The following is a 17,761-nucleotide window of genomic DNA, read 5'->3' as shown; positions in this document are numbered from 1 at the left end:
GCCGGGCAATGGCCTGTCACGCCGCGATTTTAGGAATGGCTGCGAAGGCTTTCGCCAGGGTTTCCTCGGGATTGCGGGCCAATTGGTCGGCGGCCACGATCTCGATCTGATCCAGACCGATGAAGCCCAGAACATGGCGCAGATAGCCGGTCATGTGGTCGATGGGCGACCCGACCTGTGTGCCGCCCGACGCGACCGCCAGTACCACGCGCTTGCCCGTCAGCAGGCCCTGCGGCCCTTCCGAGGTATAGCGGAAGGTGCGCCCGGCGCGGGCCACCAGATCGATCCAGGCCTTGAACACCGCCGGTGCGTTGAAGTTGTAGACCGGCACTCCGATCACGATGGTTTCGGCGGATTCCAGTTCGGACACCAGCGTATCCGACAGGGCCAGTTCGGCTTTTTGGGCTTCGGTGCGTTCGGCTTCGGGCGTGGCGTTCGCGATCACCCAGGTTTCGGACAGCAGCGGCAGGCCACCAGCAAGGTCGCGGCGGATCACTTGGGTTTCAGGGCCGGAAAGCTGTGTGACGATCCGGGCGCTGAGATCGCGGGTCACAGAGTCTTGCAAGCGGGCGGAGCTGTCGATGTGCAGAATGTGGGTCATGAGCGTATCCTTTCGTTGCGTTGAGATACAGATAGAACTGCGCGCCAATCGTGTTAATTGATACATTTCGCGCGGTTTATGCGCATTGGTGCACAGAAAAGATCTGGCATCCTGCGCGCGTCGTTCTAATGCGATTGCGCTTGAGGGACGCGGGCATGTGCGGTTCTATGGGGTTTCGTCTGATCCTGTCCGCGAGCGAGTGTGCCTGCCCATGTCCATTGATGCCTGGGATGAAATCCGCACGGCCTTTCATGTTGCCCGCCAGGGTACGGTCTCCGGCGCGGCGTCGGAACTGGGGGTCCATCACGCCACGGTCATCCGCCACATAGATGCGCTGGAAGCCCGCCTTGGCACCAAGCTGTTTCAGCGCCACGCACGCGGCTATACCGCGACCGAAGCCGGGCAGGACCTGTTGCAGGTGGCACAGGCCACCGACGATCAGTTCACGCAACTGGCCGGGCGCTTGCGCGGACGCGGCGATTCGGTAACGGGCGAGTTGGTGGTAACCAGCCTGCCGGGGCTGTCGCCGCTGCTGGTGCCCTCGATGGCGCGCTTTCTGAACCTGCATCCGGACCTGACCCTGCGGTTTCTCACCGACGAGCGGGTGTTCCGACTGGAATACGGCGAGGCGCATGTGGCGATCCGCGCCGGGGCGCAGGCCCCGGACGAACCCGACAACGTGGTGCAAAGCCTGACCAGCCTGCCCGCCGCGCTGTATGCCGCGCCCTCGTATCTGGAACAGCACGGCATGCCCGAGACCGATGCCGACCTGGAGCGTCACATCTTCATCGGGCCGGATCACGAAGACAGCCGTGCGCCGATCTATCGCTGGCTGCGCACCGCCGTGCCCCGCGACCGGGTGCGGTTCCGCTGCACCGATGCCCGCGCCCTGAAACATGCCATCCTGTCGGGGGCTGGGCTGGGGTTCCTGTCGTGCTGGGAGGTTCAGGATCTTCCCGAACTGGTGCAGGTGCTGCCGCCGCGTCCGGAATGGCAATCCCGCCTGTGGCTGGTCACGCACGTGGACCTGCACCGCACGGTCAAGGTGCAGACCCTGCTGACCCATCTGAAGGCCGAGGCGCGCGGCTGGGATTTCGCCTAGCCCGGATCGGTGTCGGGCACCGGGGCCGACAGTTCCTGTTCCAGAAACCGCTCGAACGCGTCCAGGTTGACCGCCTCGAACTGGCCGAAGCTCTGCATCCAGATGCTGGCCTCGCGCAGGGCGTCGGGGTCCAGCTTGCACCATTTCACCCGGCCGCGTTTTTCCTGGGTGATCAGGCCGGCGCGTGTCAGGATCACCAGATGTTTCGATACCGCCGCCAGCGACATCTCGAAGGGTTCGGCCACATCCGTCACCGCCATGTCGTCCTCCAGCAGCATCGACAGGATCGCGCGGCGCGTGGGGTCGGCAAGGGCCGAGAAAACCGTATCCAGGGACAGTGTCATGGCCGCAGACGATAGAATGCGGCGCCCCAAAGGCCAAGCGCATCCTCGGTCTGGACAAACCGCCGCGCCCGGCGCAGGGAGGGGGCAGGAGGGTCCGCAATGGAACTGCGCTATTGGCTGGTGATCTTCGCCCTCGGCATCGGCTGGGGCGGATCGTTCTTCTTCAACGAGATCCTTCTGCGCGAAATCGGGCCGCTGTCGGTGTCGCTGGTGCGGGTCGGCTTCGGGGCCTTGGGCTGCTGGATCTGGATCGCCGCCCGGCGCATCCCGGCACCCTTCCCGAAACACCTGGCCGGGGCCTTGCTAATCTTCGGTGCCATTCAATACGCGCTGCCGCTGACCTTCTATCCGCTGGCCCAACAGGGCATCACCAGCAGCGCGGCGGGCATCATCAACGCGGCCACCCCGATCTGCGCGGTGATCTTCGGACATTTCCTGCCCGGCGGCGAACGCGCCACGAAGGTCAAGAGCCTGGCAGTGGGGCTGGGCTTTGCCGGGATCGTTGTGCTGATGCTGCCGGCGGCGCGCGGCGACGGGGTCAATGCGCTGTGGGGGCTGCTGGTCGCGCTTCTGGCACCGGTTTGCTATGGCATCGCCGTCAACTATCTGCGCCGGTTTCAGGGCATGGACCGGGTGGTGCTGACGGCCTGGTCGGCGACCATCGGCGCGGCAATGATCCTGCCGGTATCGCTGACGCTGGAAGGGCTGCCGGTGATGCACCGGCCCGAGACCTGGGCGGCGGCCCTGATCATCGGATTCGTGCTGACCTCGGCGGCCTTCATCACCATGTTCTGGCTGATCCCGATAGTCGGCGCGACGGCGGCGTCGACCATCACCTTCATCGCGCCAATCTCGGCGGTGGTGCTGGGGGTCTTTGTCCTGAAGGAACGGCTGGAACCCGAACACCTGCTGGGCATGGCGATCATCTTCGTGGCGCTGCTGATCCTCGACGGGCGGCTGGCCAAATGGCTGGGGCGCGGCAAGCTGGCACGGTGACGGCGCGACCGCAGAAATTACCTCGGATGCATGAGCATCCTTACTCCCATCCCGCCCTCCGTGCCCTGGTATTCCAGGGTTCTTCTGAAACTCCCGGTGCTGGGATGGATCGCCCGCGACGTCCTGTTCGGCCATCGCGAGAACATCTGGTACGCGCTGGCCATCATGGTCACAGTCTGGCTCCTGGCGATTTCCACCTGGGGTCTGGTCGCCTTTGCCGTGCCCTTCGTGGCCTCGGTGCCGCTGTGTTTCGTGATGCTGCTGTTGATCTCGCGCGGATGAGCGCCCTTGGACCCGGCACGGGGCAGGGCCAAGCGGCATGCCCCATCTTGCCGGTCTGAGGGGCGCTAACGGCGTACCAGGGAGAATTCCTCAACCGCGTGGTTGAATATCCCGCAGGTGCGGCACATGTGTCGCATAGGTATCATCCCATTGAATTAAAAGGGTTTTGCCAGAGTCGATTGGCTTTGACTTTGGCGCCCCCCCTGCCTAGGTTCCGGCTCGAACCTGAAGGGGGATTGCATGGCCGAGGAGTCCGAGCGGGAAAAGCTCAGACAACTGGAAGCGCGGATCGACGCCGCGAAACAGGCTGGCGGCACAAGCAAACCCCATCAGGAAGAGCATTATTCGCAGGCCCAGATGGGTTGGCGCATGGTGATCGAGCTTGTGGCCGGTCTGGGGATCGGCTTCGGCATCGGGTACGGGCTGGACACCCTTCTGGGGACCATGCCGATACTGATGGTGCTGTTTGTATTCTTGGGGCTGGCGGCCGGCGTGAAGACGATGATGCGCACCGCCGAAGAGTTCCAGGCCGCGCGGAAGGCCGAGGCCGCCGCGAAAACCGATCCGCCCGACGCGGGCGACTGAACAACGACCCGCGTCACCGGCGCGGACAGGCAAGAGGGACGACAACGTGGCAACGGAAGCACCAGCCGAAGGCGGTCTTGTTTTTCACCCGATGGACCAGTTTATCGTCAAGCCCCTGTTCGGGGATGGCGCGGTGCATTGGTATACGCCCACCAACGTGACCCTGTGGCTGGCCCTGACAGTGGCCGCGATTGCCGCCCTGCTGGTGCTGGGCACCCGTGACAGCAAGATCGTTCCCGGCAAGACCCAGTCGATTGCCGAACTGGCCTATGGCTTTGTCTACAAGATGGTGGAAGACGTCGCCGGCAAGGATGGCGTGCGCTACTTCCCCTACATCATGACCCTGTTCATGTTCATCGTCTTCGCCAACTTCCTTGGCCTGCTGCCGATGTCCTTCACCACCACAAGCCACATCGCCGTGACCGCAGTTCTGGCGCTGGCGGTGTTTGTGACCGTGACCGTTCTGGGCTTCGTCAAGAACGGCGTCGGCTTCCTGGGCCTGTTCTGGGTGTCCTCGGCACCGCTGGCGCTGCGCCCGGTGCTGGCGCTGATCGAGGTGATCTCGTACTTCGTGCGCCCGGTCAGCCACTCCATTCGTCTTGCGGGCAACATGATGGCCGGCCACGCGGTGATCAAGGTATTCGCGGGCTTCGCCGCGATTGCCGCGATCTCGCCGATCTCGGTCCTGGCCATCACCGCAATGTACGGCCTCGAAGTTCTGGTGAGCTTCATCCAGGCCTATGTCTTCACGATCCTGACTTGCGTCTACCTGAAGGACGCCCTGCACCCGCACCACTAAGCGGCGCCGGGATCGAACAACCGAAACACCAACTTATACCTGCCAATTCCAACGTAAGGAGAACACGACATGGAAGGCGATATCGTACAAATGGGTGCATACATCGGCGCTGGTCTGGCCTGCATGGGCATGGGCGGCTCCGCGATGGGTGTGGGCAACGTGGCCGGCAACTTCCTTGCTGGCGCCCTGCGCAACCCGTCGGCTGCTGCCGACCAGACCGCGACCCTGTTCATCGGCATCGCGTTCGCAGAAGCTCTGGGGATCTTCTCGTTCCTCGTTGCCCTTCTGCTGATGTTCGCCGTCTGATCCACCCGGACCCATCCTTACGACCGGGCGGGGCGCCGACGCGTTGCCCTGCCCGTGTAAGTCTCTAGGTTCCAGGAGGACGACATGGCCGACACCAAGCATGTTGCCGCAGATGCGGCACACGGGGGTGGGCACGCAGCCGAAGCGGCAGGAATGCCGCAGCTGGAATTCGCGCATTTCCCGAACCAGATCTTCTGGCTCATTATCGCGCTTGGCGCGATCTACCTGATCCTGTCGCGCGTGGCGCTGCCGCGCATCGCGGCCATCCTGGCAGACCGTCAGGGGACGATCACCAATGATATTGCTGCCGCCGAAGAGCTCAAGCTCAAGGCGCAGGAAGCGGAAGCGGCCTATCAGAAGGCCCTGGCCGATGCGCGTGCCGAAAGCGCCCGTATCACCGCGGAAGCCCGGACTGCCATTCAGGCGGACCTGGACGATGCGATTGCCAAGGCTGATGCCGAGATCTCGGCGAAAGCCGCGGAATCGGAAGCCCGGATCGGCGAAATTCGCGCCGGGGCCGTGGAAAGTGTCGAACTGGTGGCCAAGGACACTGCTGCCGCTCTGGTGGCTGCCCTGGGTGGCGCCAGCGATGATGACGCCGTGAACGCCGCGGTTTCCGCGCAGCTGAAAGGGTAAGCCATGAAACGACTGAGCCTTGCCTTTGCCGCTGTCGTGGCTGCCAGCCCCGCGCTGGCCGCCAGCGGTCCGTTCTTCTCGCTGCACAACACCAACTTCGTGGTGCTGCTGGCGTTCCTGCTGTTCATCGGCGTGCTGGTCTACTTCAAGGTACCGGCGCTGCTGGGTGGCTTGCTGGACAAGCGCGCAGACAACATCCTGTCCGATCTGGACGAAGCCCGTAACCTGCGGGAAGAAGCCCAGACGCTGCTGGCCTCTTACGAGCGCAAGCAGAAAGAGATGCAGGAGCAGGCCGAGCGCATCGTCGCCGGTGCCAAGAAAGAAGCCGAAGCGGCAGCCGAACAGGCCAAGGACGACCTCAAGGTCTCCATTGCCCGTCGTCTGCAGGCGGCCGAGGACCAGATCGCGTCGGCGGAAGCCAATGCGGTGAAAGAGGTCCGCGACCGTGCGATCACCGTGGCAATCGCCGCGGCCCGCAACGTGATGGTCAAGAACACCAGCGCCGAGGCGGTTTCGGCCAGCATCGACGCCTCGATCGACGAAGTGTCTGCCAAGCTGCACTGAGCGGTTTGTGACATGTGATCTCGTGAAACCCGGCCTCTGGCCGGGTTTTTCGTGTGCGGGGCAGGGGGCCGGGCCGGTCAGCCCTTGCGCCCGGCGGCCCGTTCTTCCTGGTGCGCCAGTCGCTGCGCGGCGACGGCTTCGTTGTCGCGGGCGCGGGCTTCATCCCGCAGGGTGGCCTCGACAAACCCCAGATGCGCCTCGACCGCCTCGCGTGCTGCGGCAGGGTCGCGGGCCTGCAGGGCGCTGTTGATGGCCTTGTGCTGCTGCAACAATTGCTCCCGCACGGTGCGCTGGCGAAACATGGACTGGCGGTTGTAGAACACGCCCTGCCTGAGCAGGTCGAACATTGACCGCATCATGTGCAGCATGATGACGTTGTGGCTGGCCTCTAGGATCGACAGGTGAAACTCGGCGTCCAGCGCGGCCTCTTGCGTGGGGTCGCGATCCGCGTGGGCCGCTTCCATGCGGCGATAGACCGTGTCGATCACCGCAAGGTCGGTGTCCGAGCCCAGCCGCGCGGCGCGGGCGGCGGCCATGCCCTCAAGCTCGCGCCGGAATTCCAGATAGTCGAAGACAGCCGTTTCATTCGAGGCAAACAGCTCGATCAGCGCCGGTGCGAAGGCCGAGCCCAGAACCTCGGCCACATAGATTCCGGCCCCGGCACGGCGGGTCAGCAGACCGCGCTCAGACAGATCGGCAATGGCATCGCGCAGGGTCGGGCGCGATACCCCAAGCCGTTCGGCCAGATCGCGTTCGGGGGGCAGGCGCTCTCCGGGACGCAGGATGCCGCGCAGGATCAGATCTTCGATCTGGCGGATCACCGAAGCGGAGACCATTTCATGCTCGATGCGGCGGAACGTCAAGGGCGGGCCTTTCACTCTGGTCAAAGGGTATGACCGGCGCGGCCCGCCCGCAAGGCGTGTCAGCCGTTGGGACGGATGACGACCTCGACCCGACGGTTCTGGGCGCGGCCCTCGACCGACAGGTTCGACGCGATGGGCGCATCCTCGCCCCGGCCGATGGCGCTCAGGCGCTTGCCCGCGACACCGGCACCCACAAGTACCGAAGACACCGCGCCTGCGCGCCGGGCCGACAGGTCGAAGTTGTAGCTTGCCGCGCCGGTGTTGTCGGTATGGCCGATGATCTGGACCGTGGTGTCGGGATAGCGTTGCAGGTTGGCCGCCAGCGTGCGCAGTTCGGCCTTCTGGCTTTCGGCCACCGAGGCGCTGTCCACGGCGAACAGAATGTCCTGCGGGAAGTTCACCAGCAGCTTGTCGCCCTGGTTTTCCACGGTGATGCTGTCGCCCAACTGCTGGTCCAACTCGGCAGCCTGCCGGTCCAGCGCGCTTCCGATGGCCGCGCCCACGGCGGCCCCTGCCACGGCGCCGACGGCGGCCTTGCCGCCGTTGCCACCGGTGACGGGACCGGCCAGAAGCCCGCCCGCCACGCCGCCGATGATCGCGCCGGTGGTGGTGTTGCGGTTGCCTGAGCCGGTGCCTTGCTCATAAGTCGGGGTACAGGCGGTCAGGGCCAATGCAAGGGCCAGAAGACCGGCGCCTTTGGCGGCGGTCGGGATGCGGGTGGGGAACATGGGTTTGCCTCTGCTCGTTTCTTTGCCGCCAATATGGCGAAACCGGGCAGAATTGCGAGTCAGGCTTGCGTGAACTCGGCGTCTCTCCGCGCACTTTCCCAGGCCAGGATGGCGCGCTTGACCGGCAGCCCCCAGTGATAGCCGCCCAGGGCACCGGATTTGCGCAACGCCCGGTGGCAGGGGATCAGCAGGCTGATGGGGTTGCGCCCCACGGCGGTGCCCACGGCCCGCTGCGCGTTGGGCTTGCCGACCACACGGGCAATGTCGGAATAGGTGGTCACTTGGCCCGAGGGGATATGCAGCAGCGCCTCCCAGACCTTGATCTGGAACGGCGCGCCGATCAGGTGCAGCCGGGCCCCGCGCCCGCCCAGGGCATCCGCGACCATCGGCGCAACCACATCCGGATCCTCGACGAAACGCGCGGCGGGCCAGCGGGCGCACAGGTCGGTGCGGGCTGCGTCCTCGCCGGTCTCGGCGGTGAAGGCCAGCCCGCACAACCCGTGCTCGGTGGCCATGGCCAGCGCCGGGCCGAAAGGCGTGTCGGTCATCCCCATGCGGATCAGCAGGCCCTTGCCGGCGCGGGCATAGTCGCCCGGTGTCATCGCTTCCCACCGCAGGAACAGATCGTGCAGCCGGCCCGAGCCGCTCAGACCCACCTCCTGCGCCGTGGCCAGGGTGGTGGCTTGTTCGGCCAGCAGCCGCTTGGCATGGTCAAGCGCCAGGTATTGCTGATAGCGTTTCGGCGAGACCCCGGCCCAGCGGGTGAAGATGCGCTGGAAATGGGCCGGCGACATGTGCAATTCAGCGGCCAGATCGGCCAGCGGCAGGGGCGCGCCCCCGGCGGCGTCGATGGCGGCGATGGCACGCGCCATGACGCCATAGTGATAGGCCCCCTCGGGGGCGGTGTCCGCTGCGGACGAGGATGAGGAAGAACGGGTCATGGCCAAGGATGTAGCGGCAAAACCGGCGTCGAACGACCCGAAACCTGCGCAAGCGAAACCGCGCCGCAAGGCCAAGGCCCCCGCTGCCGGGGCGCCGTCGCCCACGCCGATGTCACCGCAGGCCGATTACGCCACCATTGTCGAGGCGTTTTCGCGCTTCCGCGACGCCGAACCCGAGCCCAAGGGTGAGCTGGAACACGTCAACGCTTTCACGCTGGTGGTCGCGGTGGCGCTGTCGGCGCAAGCCACGGACGCCGGGGTCAACAAGGCCACCCGCGAGTTGTTCAGGATCGCCGACACCCCCGAGAAGATGCTGGCACTGGGGGAGGAGGGCGTGATCGAGCACATCAAGACCATCGGCCTCTATCGCAACAAGGCCAGGAACGTCATCAAGCTGAGCCGGATCCTGGTGGACGATTTTGGCGGGCAGGTGCCCTCGTCGCGCGCGGCGCTGGTCTCGCTGCCCGGCGTCGGGCGCAAGACCGCCAACGTGGTGCTGAACATGTGGTTCAAGATGCCCGCGCAGGCGGTCGACACCCATATCTTCCGGGTCGGCAACCGCACCGGCCTGTGTCCGGGCAAGGATGTGGATGCGGTGGAACGCGCGATCGAGGATCAGGTTCCCGCCGAGTTCCAGCAGCACGCCCATCACTGGCTGATCCTGCACGGGCGCTATCACTGCAAGGCGCGCAAACCCATGTGCGGCACCTGCATCATCCGGGATCTCTGCGCCTTCGAAGACAAGGTCATTCAGCCCGCTTGACAGTCGCCGGTCCGGAAGCGGACACAGGCACAACGATTTCCTGACACATGAGGCGCCCCAATGGCCTTTACCTATGACAATCAGAACATCTTCGCCAAGATCCTGCGCGGCGAGATCCCAAACAACACCGTGCTTGAAACGGAACACAGCCTTGCGTTCCGCGATATCCAGCCGCAGACGCCCGAACATGTGCTGGTGATCCCCAAGGGGCCCTATGTCACCTTTGATCATTTCGCGCAGGAGGCCTCGGACGCCGAGATCGTGGATTTCACCCGCGCCGTCGGGAAGATCGCCGAGATGCTGGGCGTTCAGCCGACCAGCGGCGCGGGCGGGTTCCGCCTGATTTCCAACGCGGGCGAGGATGCGATCCAGGAAGTGCCGCACATGCATGTGCACCTGCTGGCGGGGCGACCGCTGGGCCGCATCCTGCAGCCCACCTGACCGTCGGGCGCCGCAGGCGCCCCTAGCGGATCGGGGCGAACAGGGCGTCGTCCAGCGAGCAATCGCGGGACACGCCATCGCCGCAGGGCCGTGGGTCCAGATCGCGGGTCAGGCAGATGCGCGCCTCCTGGATCATGCCATCGCGGCATGTGATGGTGAGGGCTGCGGCGGACAGGGCCGGGTTGACCTCAAGAAACGCCTCCTCGATGACCGTGGCGGGCAGCTTCACCGTCTTGTCCAGCTTGCGCAGCAATTCGGGGCGGGTGATCCGGCCATAGGCCTCGCGCGACAGGGCATAGTATTGCGGTCCGCTCAGCCCGGTGCAGCGGCCATGCTTCTTCCACTGGTACCAGGCCAGCCCGCCCGATCCCATGATGTCGGTCATGGCACCGCTTTGCGCCCGCGTCGGATCGGCGGTGTCGGTGTGACAGTCCTTTGGATACCCATCCTCGTGCTGCGGCCACAGCCCGTGCAGCAGCCAGCCATGGTCATGCCGGGTGTCGCATTGTTCGGCATCGCGGGCATCGCCTTCGCGCAGGCACCAGTTTGGCGACCACGACAGCGACAATACGTAATAGTCGAAGACCCCGGGCCGATCATGGTCGGCGCGCGCCGCCCCGGACAGCAGGCTCAGCAAGGCCATGCTCAACACCAGCCCGCGGGCCGCAGCAGTACGCATTTTCTCTTTCCTCCGCGGACAAGCCGCCCTATATACACTCAATCTTCCCTACATCGAGAAGACGCGCCTTCCCGGCGCAGCCGAGTCACGGCGCGGGGAAATTGCGCGTTTTCGACGGGACAACGAATGACAGGAGATCGCCATGCAAGGCAAGCCGATCATGGCCAAGGCCACCGCCGTCTGGCTGGTGGACAACACGACACTCAGCTTCAAGCAGATCGCCGAATTCTGCGGTTTTCACCAGCTTGAGGTGCAGGGCATCGCCGACGGCGATGTGGCCGCCGGCGTCAAGGGGTTCGACCCGGTCGCCAACAACCAGCTTGACCAGAGCGAGATCGATCAGGGCGAGAAGAACCCGCTCTACAAGCTGAAGCTCAAGTACAACCCGGCGGCCTCGGGCGAGGACAAGCGCCGTGGCCCGCGGTACACTCCGCTCAGCAAGCGCCAGGACCGCCCGGCGTCGATCCTCTGGCTGGTCAAGTTTCACCCGGAACTGGCCGACAGCCAGATCGCCAAGCTGGTGGGCACCACCAAGCCGACGATCCAGGCCATCCGCGAGCGGACCCATTGGAACATTTCCAACATCCAGCCGGTCGACCCGGTGGCACTGGGCCTGTGCCGGCAGTCGGAGCTGGATGCCGCCGTCCAGAAAGCCGCCGCCAAGAAGGCGCGCGAGGGCGCGGTCATGTCCGACGACGAGCGTCGCAAGCTGGTGTCGACCGAGCAATCGCTGGAAATGGATGCAGAACCGAAGATCCCGACGGCGATTTCCGGGCTGGAGACCTTTACCCTGGGCGGTTCCATGGACGAAGACGAAAAGAAGGACGCGCCGATTGACGCCGACAGCTTCTTCAACCTGCCCGACAATGACGACGACGAGGATGAGGATGGCGAGGGCAACCTGATCCCCTGATCTGACCAGGCGTCGGAATCAGAATTCAAGGGCGCGGGTCGATGACTCCGCGCCCTTCTTCTTGGCAAAAATACTCAAGATCCGCCCGTCGGACCCTAGACCCGGCTGCGGGCCTTCAGTGCCGCCCCGATGGTGCCGTCGTCCAGATAGTCCAACTCGCCCCCCACCGGTACGCCCTGCGCCAGCGAGGTCACAAGAACCCCGTCTTCCAGCAGATCGGCGATGTAATGCGCGGTGGTCAGCCCGTCCACGGTAGCGTTCAGCGCGAGGATCACCTCCGACACGCCCTCGTTGATGAGGCGGCGGGACAGTTTCGGCAGGCCCAGATCCTCGGGACCGATGTCATCCAGCGCCGACAGGGTGCCGCCCAGCACGTGATAGCGGCCCTTGAAGGCGCCGGTGCGTTCCATGGCCCAAAGATCGGCCACGTCTTCCACCACGCAGATCACCCCGGTGGCGCGGCGCGGATCAGTGCAGATCGGGCATTGGTCTTCGGTCGCGATATTGCCGCAGGTCACGCATTCGCGCGCGGTGCGGGCGACCTCGGTCAACAGGTCGGCCAGCGGCAGCAACAACAGCGACCGCTTGCGCAACAGGTGCAGCACCGCGCGGCGGGCCGAACGCGGACCGAGACCCGGCAGCTTGGCCATCAGTTCGATCAGCGCTTCGACCGAGGACGGGGCGCTCATGTCCGACCTGTCATGCGGCGGCGCGCAAGCGCGCCACGTCTTGTCCCCCCATCACCGCCCTTGGCGGCGACGGGGCCCGTGGGCGCCCGGCCGGTCAGCCGGGGGTCGGCGGAGAGGGTGCGGAGTTTTCGCTGAGAAGGCCGCACCCGGGTGCGGCCCGGCACGAGCGTGATCCCGCCGCGGCCCGCGTCAAGGGCCAGCGGCTGCGCCGCGCCTTCGGCGCCCTTGACCCGGACCGCGACGGGCGCGCCCATGATCAGAAGGGCAGCTTCATGTCGGCGGGCAGGCCCATGGATTCGGTTAGCTTGCGCATTTCGGCCTGGGTGCGGTCCTGCGCCTTGGATTGTGCGTCCTTGATCGCCGCGAGGATCAGGTCCTCGACCATTTCCTTTTCATCCTTGTGGAAGATCGACGGATCGATCGACAGGGCGGTCAGCTCGCCCTTGGCCGTCGCCGTGGCGCGCACCAGTCCGGCGCCGCTTTCGCCTTCCACGGTGATGGTGGTCAGCTCTTCCTGGAGCGCCTCCATCTTGTCCTTCATCTCCTGGGCCGCCTTCATCATCTTGCCCATGTCGCCCAGACCGCCAAGTCCTTTCAGCATCGTGTTGTCCTTTCAGAAATCGTCGTCAAACGGGTCCCAGTTGTCATCGGCCTCGGGCAGTTCCGGCAGGGCCTCCTGCGCGGCGTCCGCGGCGATGGCTTCGGGGGTTCGGATATCAATGATCTCGGCGCCGGGAAAGCGCGCAAACACCGCCTTCACCATGGGATGTTCCAGCGCCTGCGCCGTCAGCGCGTCGGTTTCCGCAGCACGGGCCTGGGCGATGGTCGGAGCGCCGTCTTCCGAAGTCGTGACGGTCACCGCCCAACGGTTGCCGGTCCAGGCTTGCAGCCGCGCGCCCAGCACCTGGGCCAGGTCCGGGGTGGCTTGCGGCGTCGGGCGGAAGGTGATCCGCCCCGGAGAATAGCGCACGAGGTGCAGCGCGTTTTCCACTTCCAGAAGCAGTTTCACGTCACGGTGCCGACGGATCAGGGCAACCACGTCCTCGAAGGTGGAAAACCGGGCCAGCGCGGTTTCGGCGTCGGCCATCGGGGCCGCGGCGGTGGCGGGACCGGAGGTGCGGGGGGCAGATGCGCGTGGTGCCACGGCGGGGGGCTGACGTGCTGTCGGCGTGCCAGCCGGGGCGGTGCGTGCGGGGGATGCCGTATGGGCAGGTGATCCGGCCGGTTGCGCGTTCAGACGGCGCAACAGCTCTTCGGGCGGGGGCAGATCGGCGACATGGGTCATGCGGATCACCGCCATCTCGGCGGCCATCATCGCGTTGGGGGCCACGGCGACCTCTTCGAGGGACTTCAGCAGCATCTGCCAGGCCCGGCCCAGCACCCGCTGGCTGAGGCGGGCCGACATTTCCTGACCGCGCGCGCGGGTGTCGGGGGGCAGGGTGGGATCGTCGCCGGCGTCCGGCGTGACCTTGGTGACCGAGAGCCAATGCGCGATCTCGGCCAGATCGCGCAGCACCGATTGCGGGTCGGCGCCGTCGGCGTATTGCGCGGCCAGTTCGTTCAGTGCGGCGGCGGCCTCGCCCTTCATGATCAGGTCGAACAGGTCCAGCACCCGGCCCCGGTCGGCCAGCCCCAGCATGGCGCGCACCTGTTCGGCCCCGGTTTCACCGGCGCCATGGCTGATCGCCTGATCCAGCAGCGAGGTGGCGTCGCGGGCCGAGCCCTCGGCGGCGCGGGTGATCAGGGCCAGGGCTTCGTCGGTGATCTCGGCGCCCTCTGCCTTGGCGATGCGCCGCAGCAGGGCCAGCATGTCCTCGGGTTCGATCCGGCGCAGGTCGAAACGCTGACACCGCGACAGCACCGTCACCGGCACCTTGCGGATCTCGGTGGTGGCGAAGATGAACTTCACGTGGCGGGGGGGTTCCTCCAGCGTCTTGAGCAGCGCGTTGAAGGCCGAGGTGCTGAGCATGTGCACCTCGTCGATGATGTAGATCTTGAAGCGGCTTTCAGCGGGCGCATAGGTGACGCTGTCCAGCACGTTGCTGCGGATATCATCGATGCGGGTCTGGCTGGCGCCGTCCATCTCGATCACGTCCACATGGGTGCCGGTGGCGATGCCGCGACATTGCGGGCACTGGCCGCAGGGATCTGTGGTGGGGCCGCCCAGACCGTCCGGGCCGGTGCAGTTCATACCCTTGGCGATGATCCGCGCGGTGGAGGTTTTCCCGGTGCCGCGGATGCCGGTCATCATGAAGGCCTGGGCGATGCGGTCGGCGGCGAAGGCGTTTTTCAGGGTGCGGACCATCGCCTCCTGACCCACAAGGTCGGCGAAGGTTTCAGGGCGGTATTTGCGTGCCAGAACCTGATAGCCGCTGTCGGTCACCTGTGTCGTCTCCTCGGGGAATCATTGGTTGCAGCCAAGCTAGGGTCCGGCGGGGCAGAGGTCCAGAAGGACAGGCGGGAATGCTGGGGAAATCGGAGGGTGCCTTCGAAGCGGGGGACGAAGCCTGTGGGCGCGGTGGGATCTTGAGTATTTTCGCCAAGAAGAAAGGGACGCCGCGCCGCGTCAGCGGCGCCGGGCCCAACCGGCGACGCGCCCGAAAGGGCGCAACAGAGGGCGGGAGGTACCCCTTGCGACAGGCGTGGTGCGGCGCTACCCTTCCGCGAGGGCCGTTCGGGGCGGCCTCCTGATCCGCGGAAAGCTGTTGCCGGCACCCTTTCGAGACCTGAACGAAGAAGTATCTTCGGTTTTTCTCATGCCCGTGTCGGCGGATCACTGGGCCAAGCGATGAGGAAACCGATGGCGAAATCCCTCGACCATCTGCGCCGATCAGCCAAGGCGCTCAAATCCGGCTATGATCTGGGTGATCCGGCGGCTGTGGCCCGTGTCCGCCAGGCGCTGGGGGCGCCGGTTGCGGACATCCGCCATGCGGATGCGCTGCATGTGGTGGCGCGCGAGGCTGGTTTTTCCAGTTGGCCGCAATTGAAAGAAGCCGTGGAACGGCACGGCATGGATGGGGCGGCGCGATTGCAGGCGCTGAAACGGGCCCTGTATCTGGGGCAGAACGGCCGCGTGGATCGGTTGTTGCAGGAGGCCCCAGATCTGGCCGCAGGGCATTTTGCCTTGCAGGTCGCGTTGTTGGATCATGCTGCCGTGGCGGCGGCGTTGGCCCGCGATCCGTCGCTCGCCACCCAGAGCTTCGGGCCGCGCGGGCGGCCGATCCTGCATCTGGCCTTCTCGCGCCGATTCCAGGGGATGCCTGACCCCGAAAGTGCCATGCTGGGCATTGCGGACGTGCTGTTGCGGCACGGGGCGTCGGTGAATGACAGTTGCCCTGCCGAGCCGGGATCCGAACACCGGCTGTCGGCACTGTACGGGGCGATCGGGCACAGCAACAACATGGTGCTGGCGCGGTGGTTGTTGGCACATGGGGCCGATCCCAACGATGGCGAATCGCTGTATCACGCGACCGAGCTGGGCCATCACGAGGGGCTTCGGATGCTGCTGGAGCATGGCGCGTCGCCGAAGGGCACCAACGCCGTGTTGCGGGCCATCGACTTCGACGATCTGGAAGCGGTGCGGCTGTTGCTTGCGGCGGGGGCGGATCCGAACGAGGGGGTCGCCACGCATCCCTCGGGCGCACCGATGCCGACACTGCCGGCGCTGCATCAGGTGGCGCGGCGGGGGGCGTCGGTGGCGATGGCGGAACTTCTGCTGGACAATGGCGCCGATCCCGCAGCCCTGTTCCACGGGCATTCGGCCTATGCCTATGCGCGGATCTTCGGGCAGCCCGCCCTGTCGCGGCGGCTGGAGGCACGGGGCGCAGACACGGCGCTTTCGGCGATCGAGGCGCAACTGGCGCGGGCGGCGGACGGGGCCGTTTCGGCCAGCGACTGGATCGACATGGCCAGGGTTTCGCCGGATCTGCGCCCCTTGCTGACGCTGCTGGTGCCGCGTCCGGGCACGCTGCCGCACATGCAGCGCCTGGTGGCCATGGGGTTCGATGCGAATGCAACCGACGAAATGGGTCTGACCCCGCTGCAATTGGCCGGTTGGGAAGGGCTGCCCGAGGTCTTTGCCTGGTTCCTGAAGCAGGGTCCGGACATGAGCCATGTGAACGCCTATGGCGGCACGGTGTTCTCGACCATCCTGCATGGATCGGAGAATTGCCCGCACCGGGCCGAACGCGATCACACCGGCTGCATGCGCCTAGCATTGGAACATGGCGTTGCGCTGCCGCGCCGGGCGGTCGGGATGGCCGAAGCGCCCGAGATGGCGGCGCTTCTGGCGACGTGGGCCGAGGCGCATCCGGGGCAGGTGGTTGCCGACGGCGTGGTCTGACCCGCGTGCCGGGGTGCCCTTGAAAGGCGCCCCGGCTGTCCGGCGCGGTTCAGTGGCCGCGCTTGGACTTCTTCTCGGCCATCACGTTGCGGACCATCTTGCCAAACGCCTTGTCGCGGGCGCGGGCCTGTGCCAGCGTCTGGCTGTTGTGCTGGTCCTCGCGCCGCAGCTTCTGCCAGCGGCGCAGGCGGGCGGGGTCCAGATCGCCACGTTCGATCGCGGCGAGGATGGCGCAGCCGGGTTCGGTCTCGTGCGTGCAATCGCTGAACCGGCACTGCGTGGCCAGCGATGAGACATCCTCGAACACATCGTCGATGCCCTGGCTGGCCTCGGTCAGGCGCAGGGCGCGCATTCCGGGGGTATCGATGATCCAGCCGCCAGTGGCGACCGGATACAGTCCGCGCGCCGTGGTGGTGTGGCGACCCTTGGCGTCATCCTCGCGGATTGCCTGCGTGTCCTCCTGCTGTCCGGTCAGCCCGTTCAGCAGGGTGGTCTTGCCAACGCCCGAGGAGCCCACCAGCGCCCCGGTCTGGCCGCGCCCCAGCCACCCGGCCACCTGCCGGATATCCTCGGCCGTATGGGCATCGACCGTCAGCACGGTCAGCAGGGGGGCGAGGGTTTCGGCCTGCGTGCGGTAGGCATCGGGATCGTCGCAAAGGTCGGCCTTGGTCAAGACCACGACCGGGTAGCACCCGGCACCCTTGGCCAGCGCGAGGTAGCGCTCCAGCCGCGCCGGACTGAAATCGGCGTTGCAGGAGCCGACGATGAACAGGGTGTCCACATTGGCGGCGATCAGTTGGGTGCGCGCATCGGTGCCCGCCGCGCGGCGCTGCAGCACGGTCTTTCGGTCGAACTGACGCTGGATTCGGAAATCGGAATCCGCCGCGACCCAATCGCCGACCGCCAGGTCTGCGGTGGTCAGCGGCGGCGCGGTTGTCAGAACGGCGGGGCCGTCACAGCCCAGCCCTTCGGCGCGATCGCGGTGCACATGAGTCAGCCGATACAGCGTGTCGCCGTCGTTCTGAGGGTCTTGTTGCAGGAAAAAGTTGGACCAGCCAAGGTCCGCAAGGGAAAAAGCCATTTGTCTGCCTGTCTATATCACGCGTTGCTCACCGCGCAGCAATCGCTTGCGCGGCAATACGGATCAGGCAGCGGGACGGTTCAGACCGTCAGGAACGCGCTGCCCG

General features: G+C 66.0%; 22 protein-coding genes. 12 read left to right on the top strand and 10 right to left on the bottom strand.

Annotation, left to right across the window (positions count from 1 at the left end; genetic code table 11):
- Nucleotides 1-16: 16 nt before the first annotated feature.
- On the bottom strand, nt 17-601 hold the full coding sequence (locus ACP15K_RS01490) for an FMN-dependent NADH-azoreductase (RefSeq protein WP_193139603.1): 585 nt from the start codon (nt 599-601) through the stop codon (nt 17-19).
- A gap of 217 nt (nt 602-818) precedes the next feature.
- Between ACP15K_RS01490 and ACP15K_RS01485 the strand changes: the two genes are divergently transcribed.
- Nucleotides 819-1,703, top strand: coding sequence for a LysR family transcriptional regulator (locus tag ACP15K_RS01485; RefSeq protein WP_193140110.1), 885 nt, complete (start codon nt 819-821; stop codon nt 1,701-1,703).
- Here ACP15K_RS01485 and ACP15K_RS01480 read toward each other — a convergent pair.
- Nucleotides 1,700-2,047 carry an ArsR/SmtB family transcription factor gene (locus tag ACP15K_RS01480; RefSeq protein WP_193139601.1) on the bottom strand — a complete coding sequence of 116 codons (348 nt, stop codon included), beginning with the start codon at nt 2,045-2,047 and terminating at the stop codon, nt 1,700-1,702. The genes ACP15K_RS01485 and ACP15K_RS01480 overlap by 4 nt on opposite strands.
- 99 nt (nt 2,048-2,146) lie before the next feature.
- Between ACP15K_RS01480 and ACP15K_RS01475 the strand changes: the two genes are divergently transcribed.
- From ACP15K_RS01475 to ACP15K_RS01445, 7 genes are all read left to right on the top strand, one after another.
- Entirely contained in the window at nt 2,147-3,043 is an 897-nt protein-coding gene (locus ACP15K_RS01475; RefSeq protein WP_424989636.1) for a DMT family transporter, read from the top strand.
- 30 nt (nt 3,044-3,073) lie between these two features.
- A complete protein-coding gene (locus ACP15K_RS01470; protein WP_424989635.1) occupies nt 3,074-3,325 on the top strand; it encodes a hypothetical protein in 252 nt (83 codons plus the stop codon).
- A gap of 240 nt (nt 3,326-3,565) precedes the next feature.
- Nucleotides 3,566-3,910: an AtpZ/AtpI family protein gene (locus ACP15K_RS01465; protein WP_193139595.1), complete on the top strand. Its 345-nt coding sequence runs from the start codon at nt 3,566-3,568 to the stop codon at nt 3,908-3,910.
- A 91-nt stretch (nt 3,911-4,001) separates the two neighbouring features.
- Nucleotides 4,002-4,709, top strand: a complete 708-nt coding sequence (locus tag ACP15K_RS01460; RefSeq protein WP_226925664.1) for a F0F1 ATP synthase subunit A — start codon at nt 4,002-4,004, stop codon at nt 4,707-4,709.
- A gap of 69 nt (nt 4,710-4,778) precedes the next feature.
- Nucleotides 4,779-5,015 carry a F0F1 ATP synthase subunit C gene (locus tag ACP15K_RS01455; protein WP_108262886.1) on the top strand — a complete coding sequence of 79 codons (237 nt, stop codon included), beginning with the start codon at nt 4,779-4,781 and terminating at the stop codon, nt 5,013-5,015.
- An 84-nt stretch (nt 5,016-5,099) separates the two neighbouring features.
- Entirely contained in the window at nt 5,100-5,651 is a 552-nt protein-coding gene (locus ACP15K_RS01450; protein ID WP_193139589.1) for a F0F1 ATP synthase subunit B', read from the top strand.
- A gap of 3 nt (nt 5,652-5,654) precedes the next feature.
- Complete coding sequence (locus ACP15K_RS01445; RefSeq protein ID WP_193139587.1) at nt 5,655-6,215, top strand: F0F1 ATP synthase subunit B; 561 nt, start codon at nt 5,655-5,657, stop codon at nt 6,213-6,215.
- A 77-nt stretch (nt 6,216-6,292) separates the two neighbouring features.
- Here ACP15K_RS01445 and ACP15K_RS01440 read toward each other — a convergent pair whose 3' ends face one another.
- The 3 genes from ACP15K_RS01440 to ACP15K_RS01430 form a co-directional block, all read right to left on the bottom strand.
- The gene (locus tag ACP15K_RS01440; protein WP_424989663.1) at nt 6,293-7,051 is read right to left on the bottom strand and encodes an FCD domain-containing protein; all 759 of its coding nucleotides are present in this window, start codon (nt 7,049-7,051) and stop codon (nt 6,293-6,295) included.
- Nucleotides 7,052-7,137: 86 nt separating this feature from the next.
- Nucleotides 7,138-7,806 carry an OmpA family protein gene (locus tag ACP15K_RS01435; protein WP_193139583.1) on the bottom strand — a complete coding sequence of 223 codons (669 nt, stop codon included), beginning with the start codon at nt 7,804-7,806 and terminating at the stop codon, nt 7,138-7,140.
- A gap of 59 nt (nt 7,807-7,865) precedes the next feature.
- Nucleotides 7,866-8,747, bottom strand: coding sequence for a methylated-DNA--[protein]-cysteine S-methyltransferase (locus ACP15K_RS01430; RefSeq protein ID WP_424989634.1), 882 nt, complete (start codon nt 8,745-8,747; stop codon nt 7,866-7,868).
- A gap of 109 nt (nt 8,748-8,856) precedes the next feature.
- Here ACP15K_RS01430 and nth point away from each other — a divergent pair, with 109 nt between their 5' ends.
- Both nth and ACP15K_RS01420 read left to right on the top strand, forming a co-directional pair.
- Nucleotides 8,857-9,510 carry an endonuclease III gene (nth, locus tag ACP15K_RS01425; RefSeq protein WP_424989662.1) on the top strand — a complete coding sequence of 218 codons (654 nt, stop codon included), beginning with the start codon at nt 8,857-8,859 and terminating at the stop codon, nt 9,508-9,510.
- 60 nt (nt 9,511-9,570) lie between these two features.
- Nucleotides 9,571-9,951, top strand: coding sequence for an HIT domain-containing protein (locus tag ACP15K_RS01420; RefSeq protein WP_193139579.1), 381 nt, complete (start codon nt 9,571-9,573; stop codon nt 9,949-9,951).
- Nucleotides 9,952-9,973: 22 nt separating this feature from the next.
- Here ACP15K_RS01420 and ACP15K_RS01415 read toward each other — a convergent pair whose 3' ends face one another.
- Nucleotides 9,974-10,630: a ribonuclease T2 family protein gene (locus ACP15K_RS01415; RefSeq protein ID WP_193139577.1), complete on the bottom strand. Its 657-nt coding sequence runs from the start codon at nt 10,628-10,630 to the stop codon at nt 9,974-9,976.
- 142 nt (nt 10,631-10,772) lie between these two features.
- Here ACP15K_RS01415 and ACP15K_RS01410 point away from each other — a divergent pair, with 142 nt between their 5' ends.
- A complete protein-coding gene (locus ACP15K_RS01410) occupies nt 10,773-11,543 on the top strand; it encodes a DUF1013 domain-containing protein (RefSeq protein WP_193139575.1) in 771 nt (256 codons plus the stop codon).
- Nucleotides 11,544-11,638: 95 nt separating this feature from the next.
- Here the strand turns inward: ACP15K_RS01410 and recR are convergent, their stop codons facing one another.
- The 3 genes from recR to ACP15K_RS01395 all read right to left on the bottom strand — a co-directional run bounded on the left by recR (nt 11,639) and on the right by ACP15K_RS01395 (nt 14,615).
- Nucleotides 11,639-12,232: a recombination mediator RecR gene (recR, locus tag ACP15K_RS01405; RefSeq protein WP_193139573.1), complete on the bottom strand. Its 594-nt coding sequence runs from the start codon at nt 12,230-12,232 to the stop codon at nt 11,639-11,641.
- Between the two features lie 256 nt (nt 12,233-12,488).
- Nucleotides 12,489-12,833 (bottom strand): YbaB/EbfC family nucleoid-associated protein, encoded by a 345-nt coding sequence (locus tag ACP15K_RS01400; RefSeq protein ID WP_193139571.1) that lies wholly within the window; start codon nt 12,831-12,833, stop codon nt 12,489-12,491.
- Between the two features lie 12 nt (nt 12,834-12,845).
- A complete protein-coding gene (locus ACP15K_RS01395; protein ID WP_424989633.1) occupies nt 12,846-14,615 on the bottom strand; it encodes a DNA polymerase III subunit gamma/tau in 1,770 nt (589 codons plus the stop codon).
- Between the two features lie 417 nt (nt 14,616-15,032).
- On the opposite strand from ACP15K_RS01395, the gene ACP15K_RS01390 reads away from it, so the two are divergent.
- The gene (locus ACP15K_RS01390) at nt 15,033-16,574 is read left to right on the top strand and encodes an ankyrin repeat domain-containing protein (protein ID WP_424989632.1); all 1,542 of its coding nucleotides are present in this window, start codon (nt 15,033-15,035) and stop codon (nt 16,572-16,574) included.
- Nucleotides 16,575-16,623: 49 nt separating this feature from the next.
- Here ACP15K_RS01390 and rsgA read toward each other — a convergent pair whose 3' ends face one another.
- Nucleotides 16,624-17,655 carry a ribosome small subunit-dependent GTPase A gene (rsgA, locus tag ACP15K_RS01385; protein WP_193139565.1) on the bottom strand — a complete coding sequence of 344 codons (1,032 nt, stop codon included), beginning with the start codon at nt 17,653-17,655 and terminating at the stop codon, nt 16,624-16,626.
- Nucleotides 17,656-17,761 lie beyond the last annotated feature (106 nt).

It is taken from the genome of Fluviibacterium sp. S390, assembly GCF_049800695.1.
Lineage (GTDB): Bacteria > Pseudomonadota > Alphaproteobacteria > Rhodobacterales > Rhodobacteraceae > Meridianimarinicoccus.
Note: the sequence above shows the minus strand (reverse complement) of the source record. Positions and strands in the feature narration are given on the sequence as shown.

Coding starts and splice junctions, on each gene's coding strand:
- ACP15K_RS01490 (WP_193139603.1), bottom strand. CDS start 601: ATGACCCACATTCTGCACATCGACAGCTCCGCCCGCTTGCAAGACTCT.
- ACP15K_RS01480 (WP_193139601.1), bottom strand. CDS start 2,047: ATGACACTGTCCCTGGATACGGTTTTCTCGGCCCTTGCCGACCCCACG.
- ACP15K_RS01475 (WP_424989636.1), top strand. CDS start 2,147: ATGGAACTGCGCTATTGGCTGGTGATCTTCGCCCTCGGCATCGGCTGG.
- ACP15K_RS01470 (WP_424989635.1), top strand. CDS start 3,074: ATGAGCATCCTTACTCCCATCCCGCCCTCCGTGCCCTGGTATTCCAGG.
- ACP15K_RS01465 (WP_193139595.1), top strand. CDS start 3,566: ATGGCCGAGGAGTCCGAGCGGGAAAAGCTCAGACAACTGGAAGCGCGG.
- ACP15K_RS01460 (WP_226925664.1), top strand. CDS start 4,002: ATGGACCAGTTTATCGTCAAGCCCCTGTTCGGGGATGGCGCGGTGCAT.
- ACP15K_RS01455 (WP_108262886.1), top strand. CDS start 4,779: ATGGAAGGCGATATCGTACAAATGGGTGCATACATCGGCGCTGGTCTG.
- ACP15K_RS01450 (WP_193139589.1), top strand. CDS start 5,100: ATGGCCGACACCAAGCATGTTGCCGCAGATGCGGCACACGGGGGTGGG.
- ACP15K_RS01445 (WP_193139587.1), top strand. CDS start 5,655: ATGAAACGACTGAGCCTTGCCTTTGCCGCTGTCGTGGCTGCCAGCCCC.
- ACP15K_RS01440 (WP_424989663.1), bottom strand. CDS start 7,051: ATGGTCTCCGCTTCGGTGATCCGCCAGATCGAAGATCTGATCCTGCGC.
- ACP15K_RS01435 (WP_193139583.1), bottom strand. CDS start 7,806: ATGTTCCCCACCCGCATCCCGACCGCCGCCAAAGGCGCCGGTCTTCTG.
- ACP15K_RS01430 (WP_424989634.1), bottom strand. CDS start 8,747: ATGACCCGTTCTTCCTCATCCTCGTCCGCAGCGGACACCGCCCCCGAG.
- nth (WP_424989662.1), top strand. CDS start 8,857: ATGTCACCGCAGGCCGATTACGCCACCATTGTCGAGGCGTTTTCGCGC.
- ACP15K_RS01420 (WP_193139579.1), top strand. CDS start 9,571: ATGGCCTTTACCTATGACAATCAGAACATCTTCGCCAAGATCCTGCGC.
- ACP15K_RS01415 (WP_193139577.1), bottom strand. CDS start 10,630: ATGCGTACTGCTGCGGCCCGCGGGCTGGTGTTGAGCATGGCCTTGCTG.
- ACP15K_RS01410 (WP_193139575.1), top strand. CDS start 10,773: ATGCAAGGCAAGCCGATCATGGCCAAGGCCACCGCCGTCTGGCTGGTG.
- recR (WP_193139573.1), bottom strand. CDS start 12,232: ATGAGCGCCCCGTCCTCGGTCGAAGCGCTGATCGAACTGATGGCCAAG.
- ACP15K_RS01400 (WP_193139571.1), bottom strand. CDS start 12,833: ATGCTGAAAGGACTTGGCGGTCTGGGCGACATGGGCAAGATGATGAAG.
- ACP15K_RS01390 (WP_424989632.1), top strand. CDS start 15,033: ATGGCGAAATCCCTCGACCATCTGCGCCGATCAGCCAAGGCGCTCAAA.
- rsgA (WP_193139565.1), bottom strand. CDS start 17,655: ATGGCTTTTTCCCTTGCGGACCTTGGCTGGTCCAACTTTTTCCTGCAA.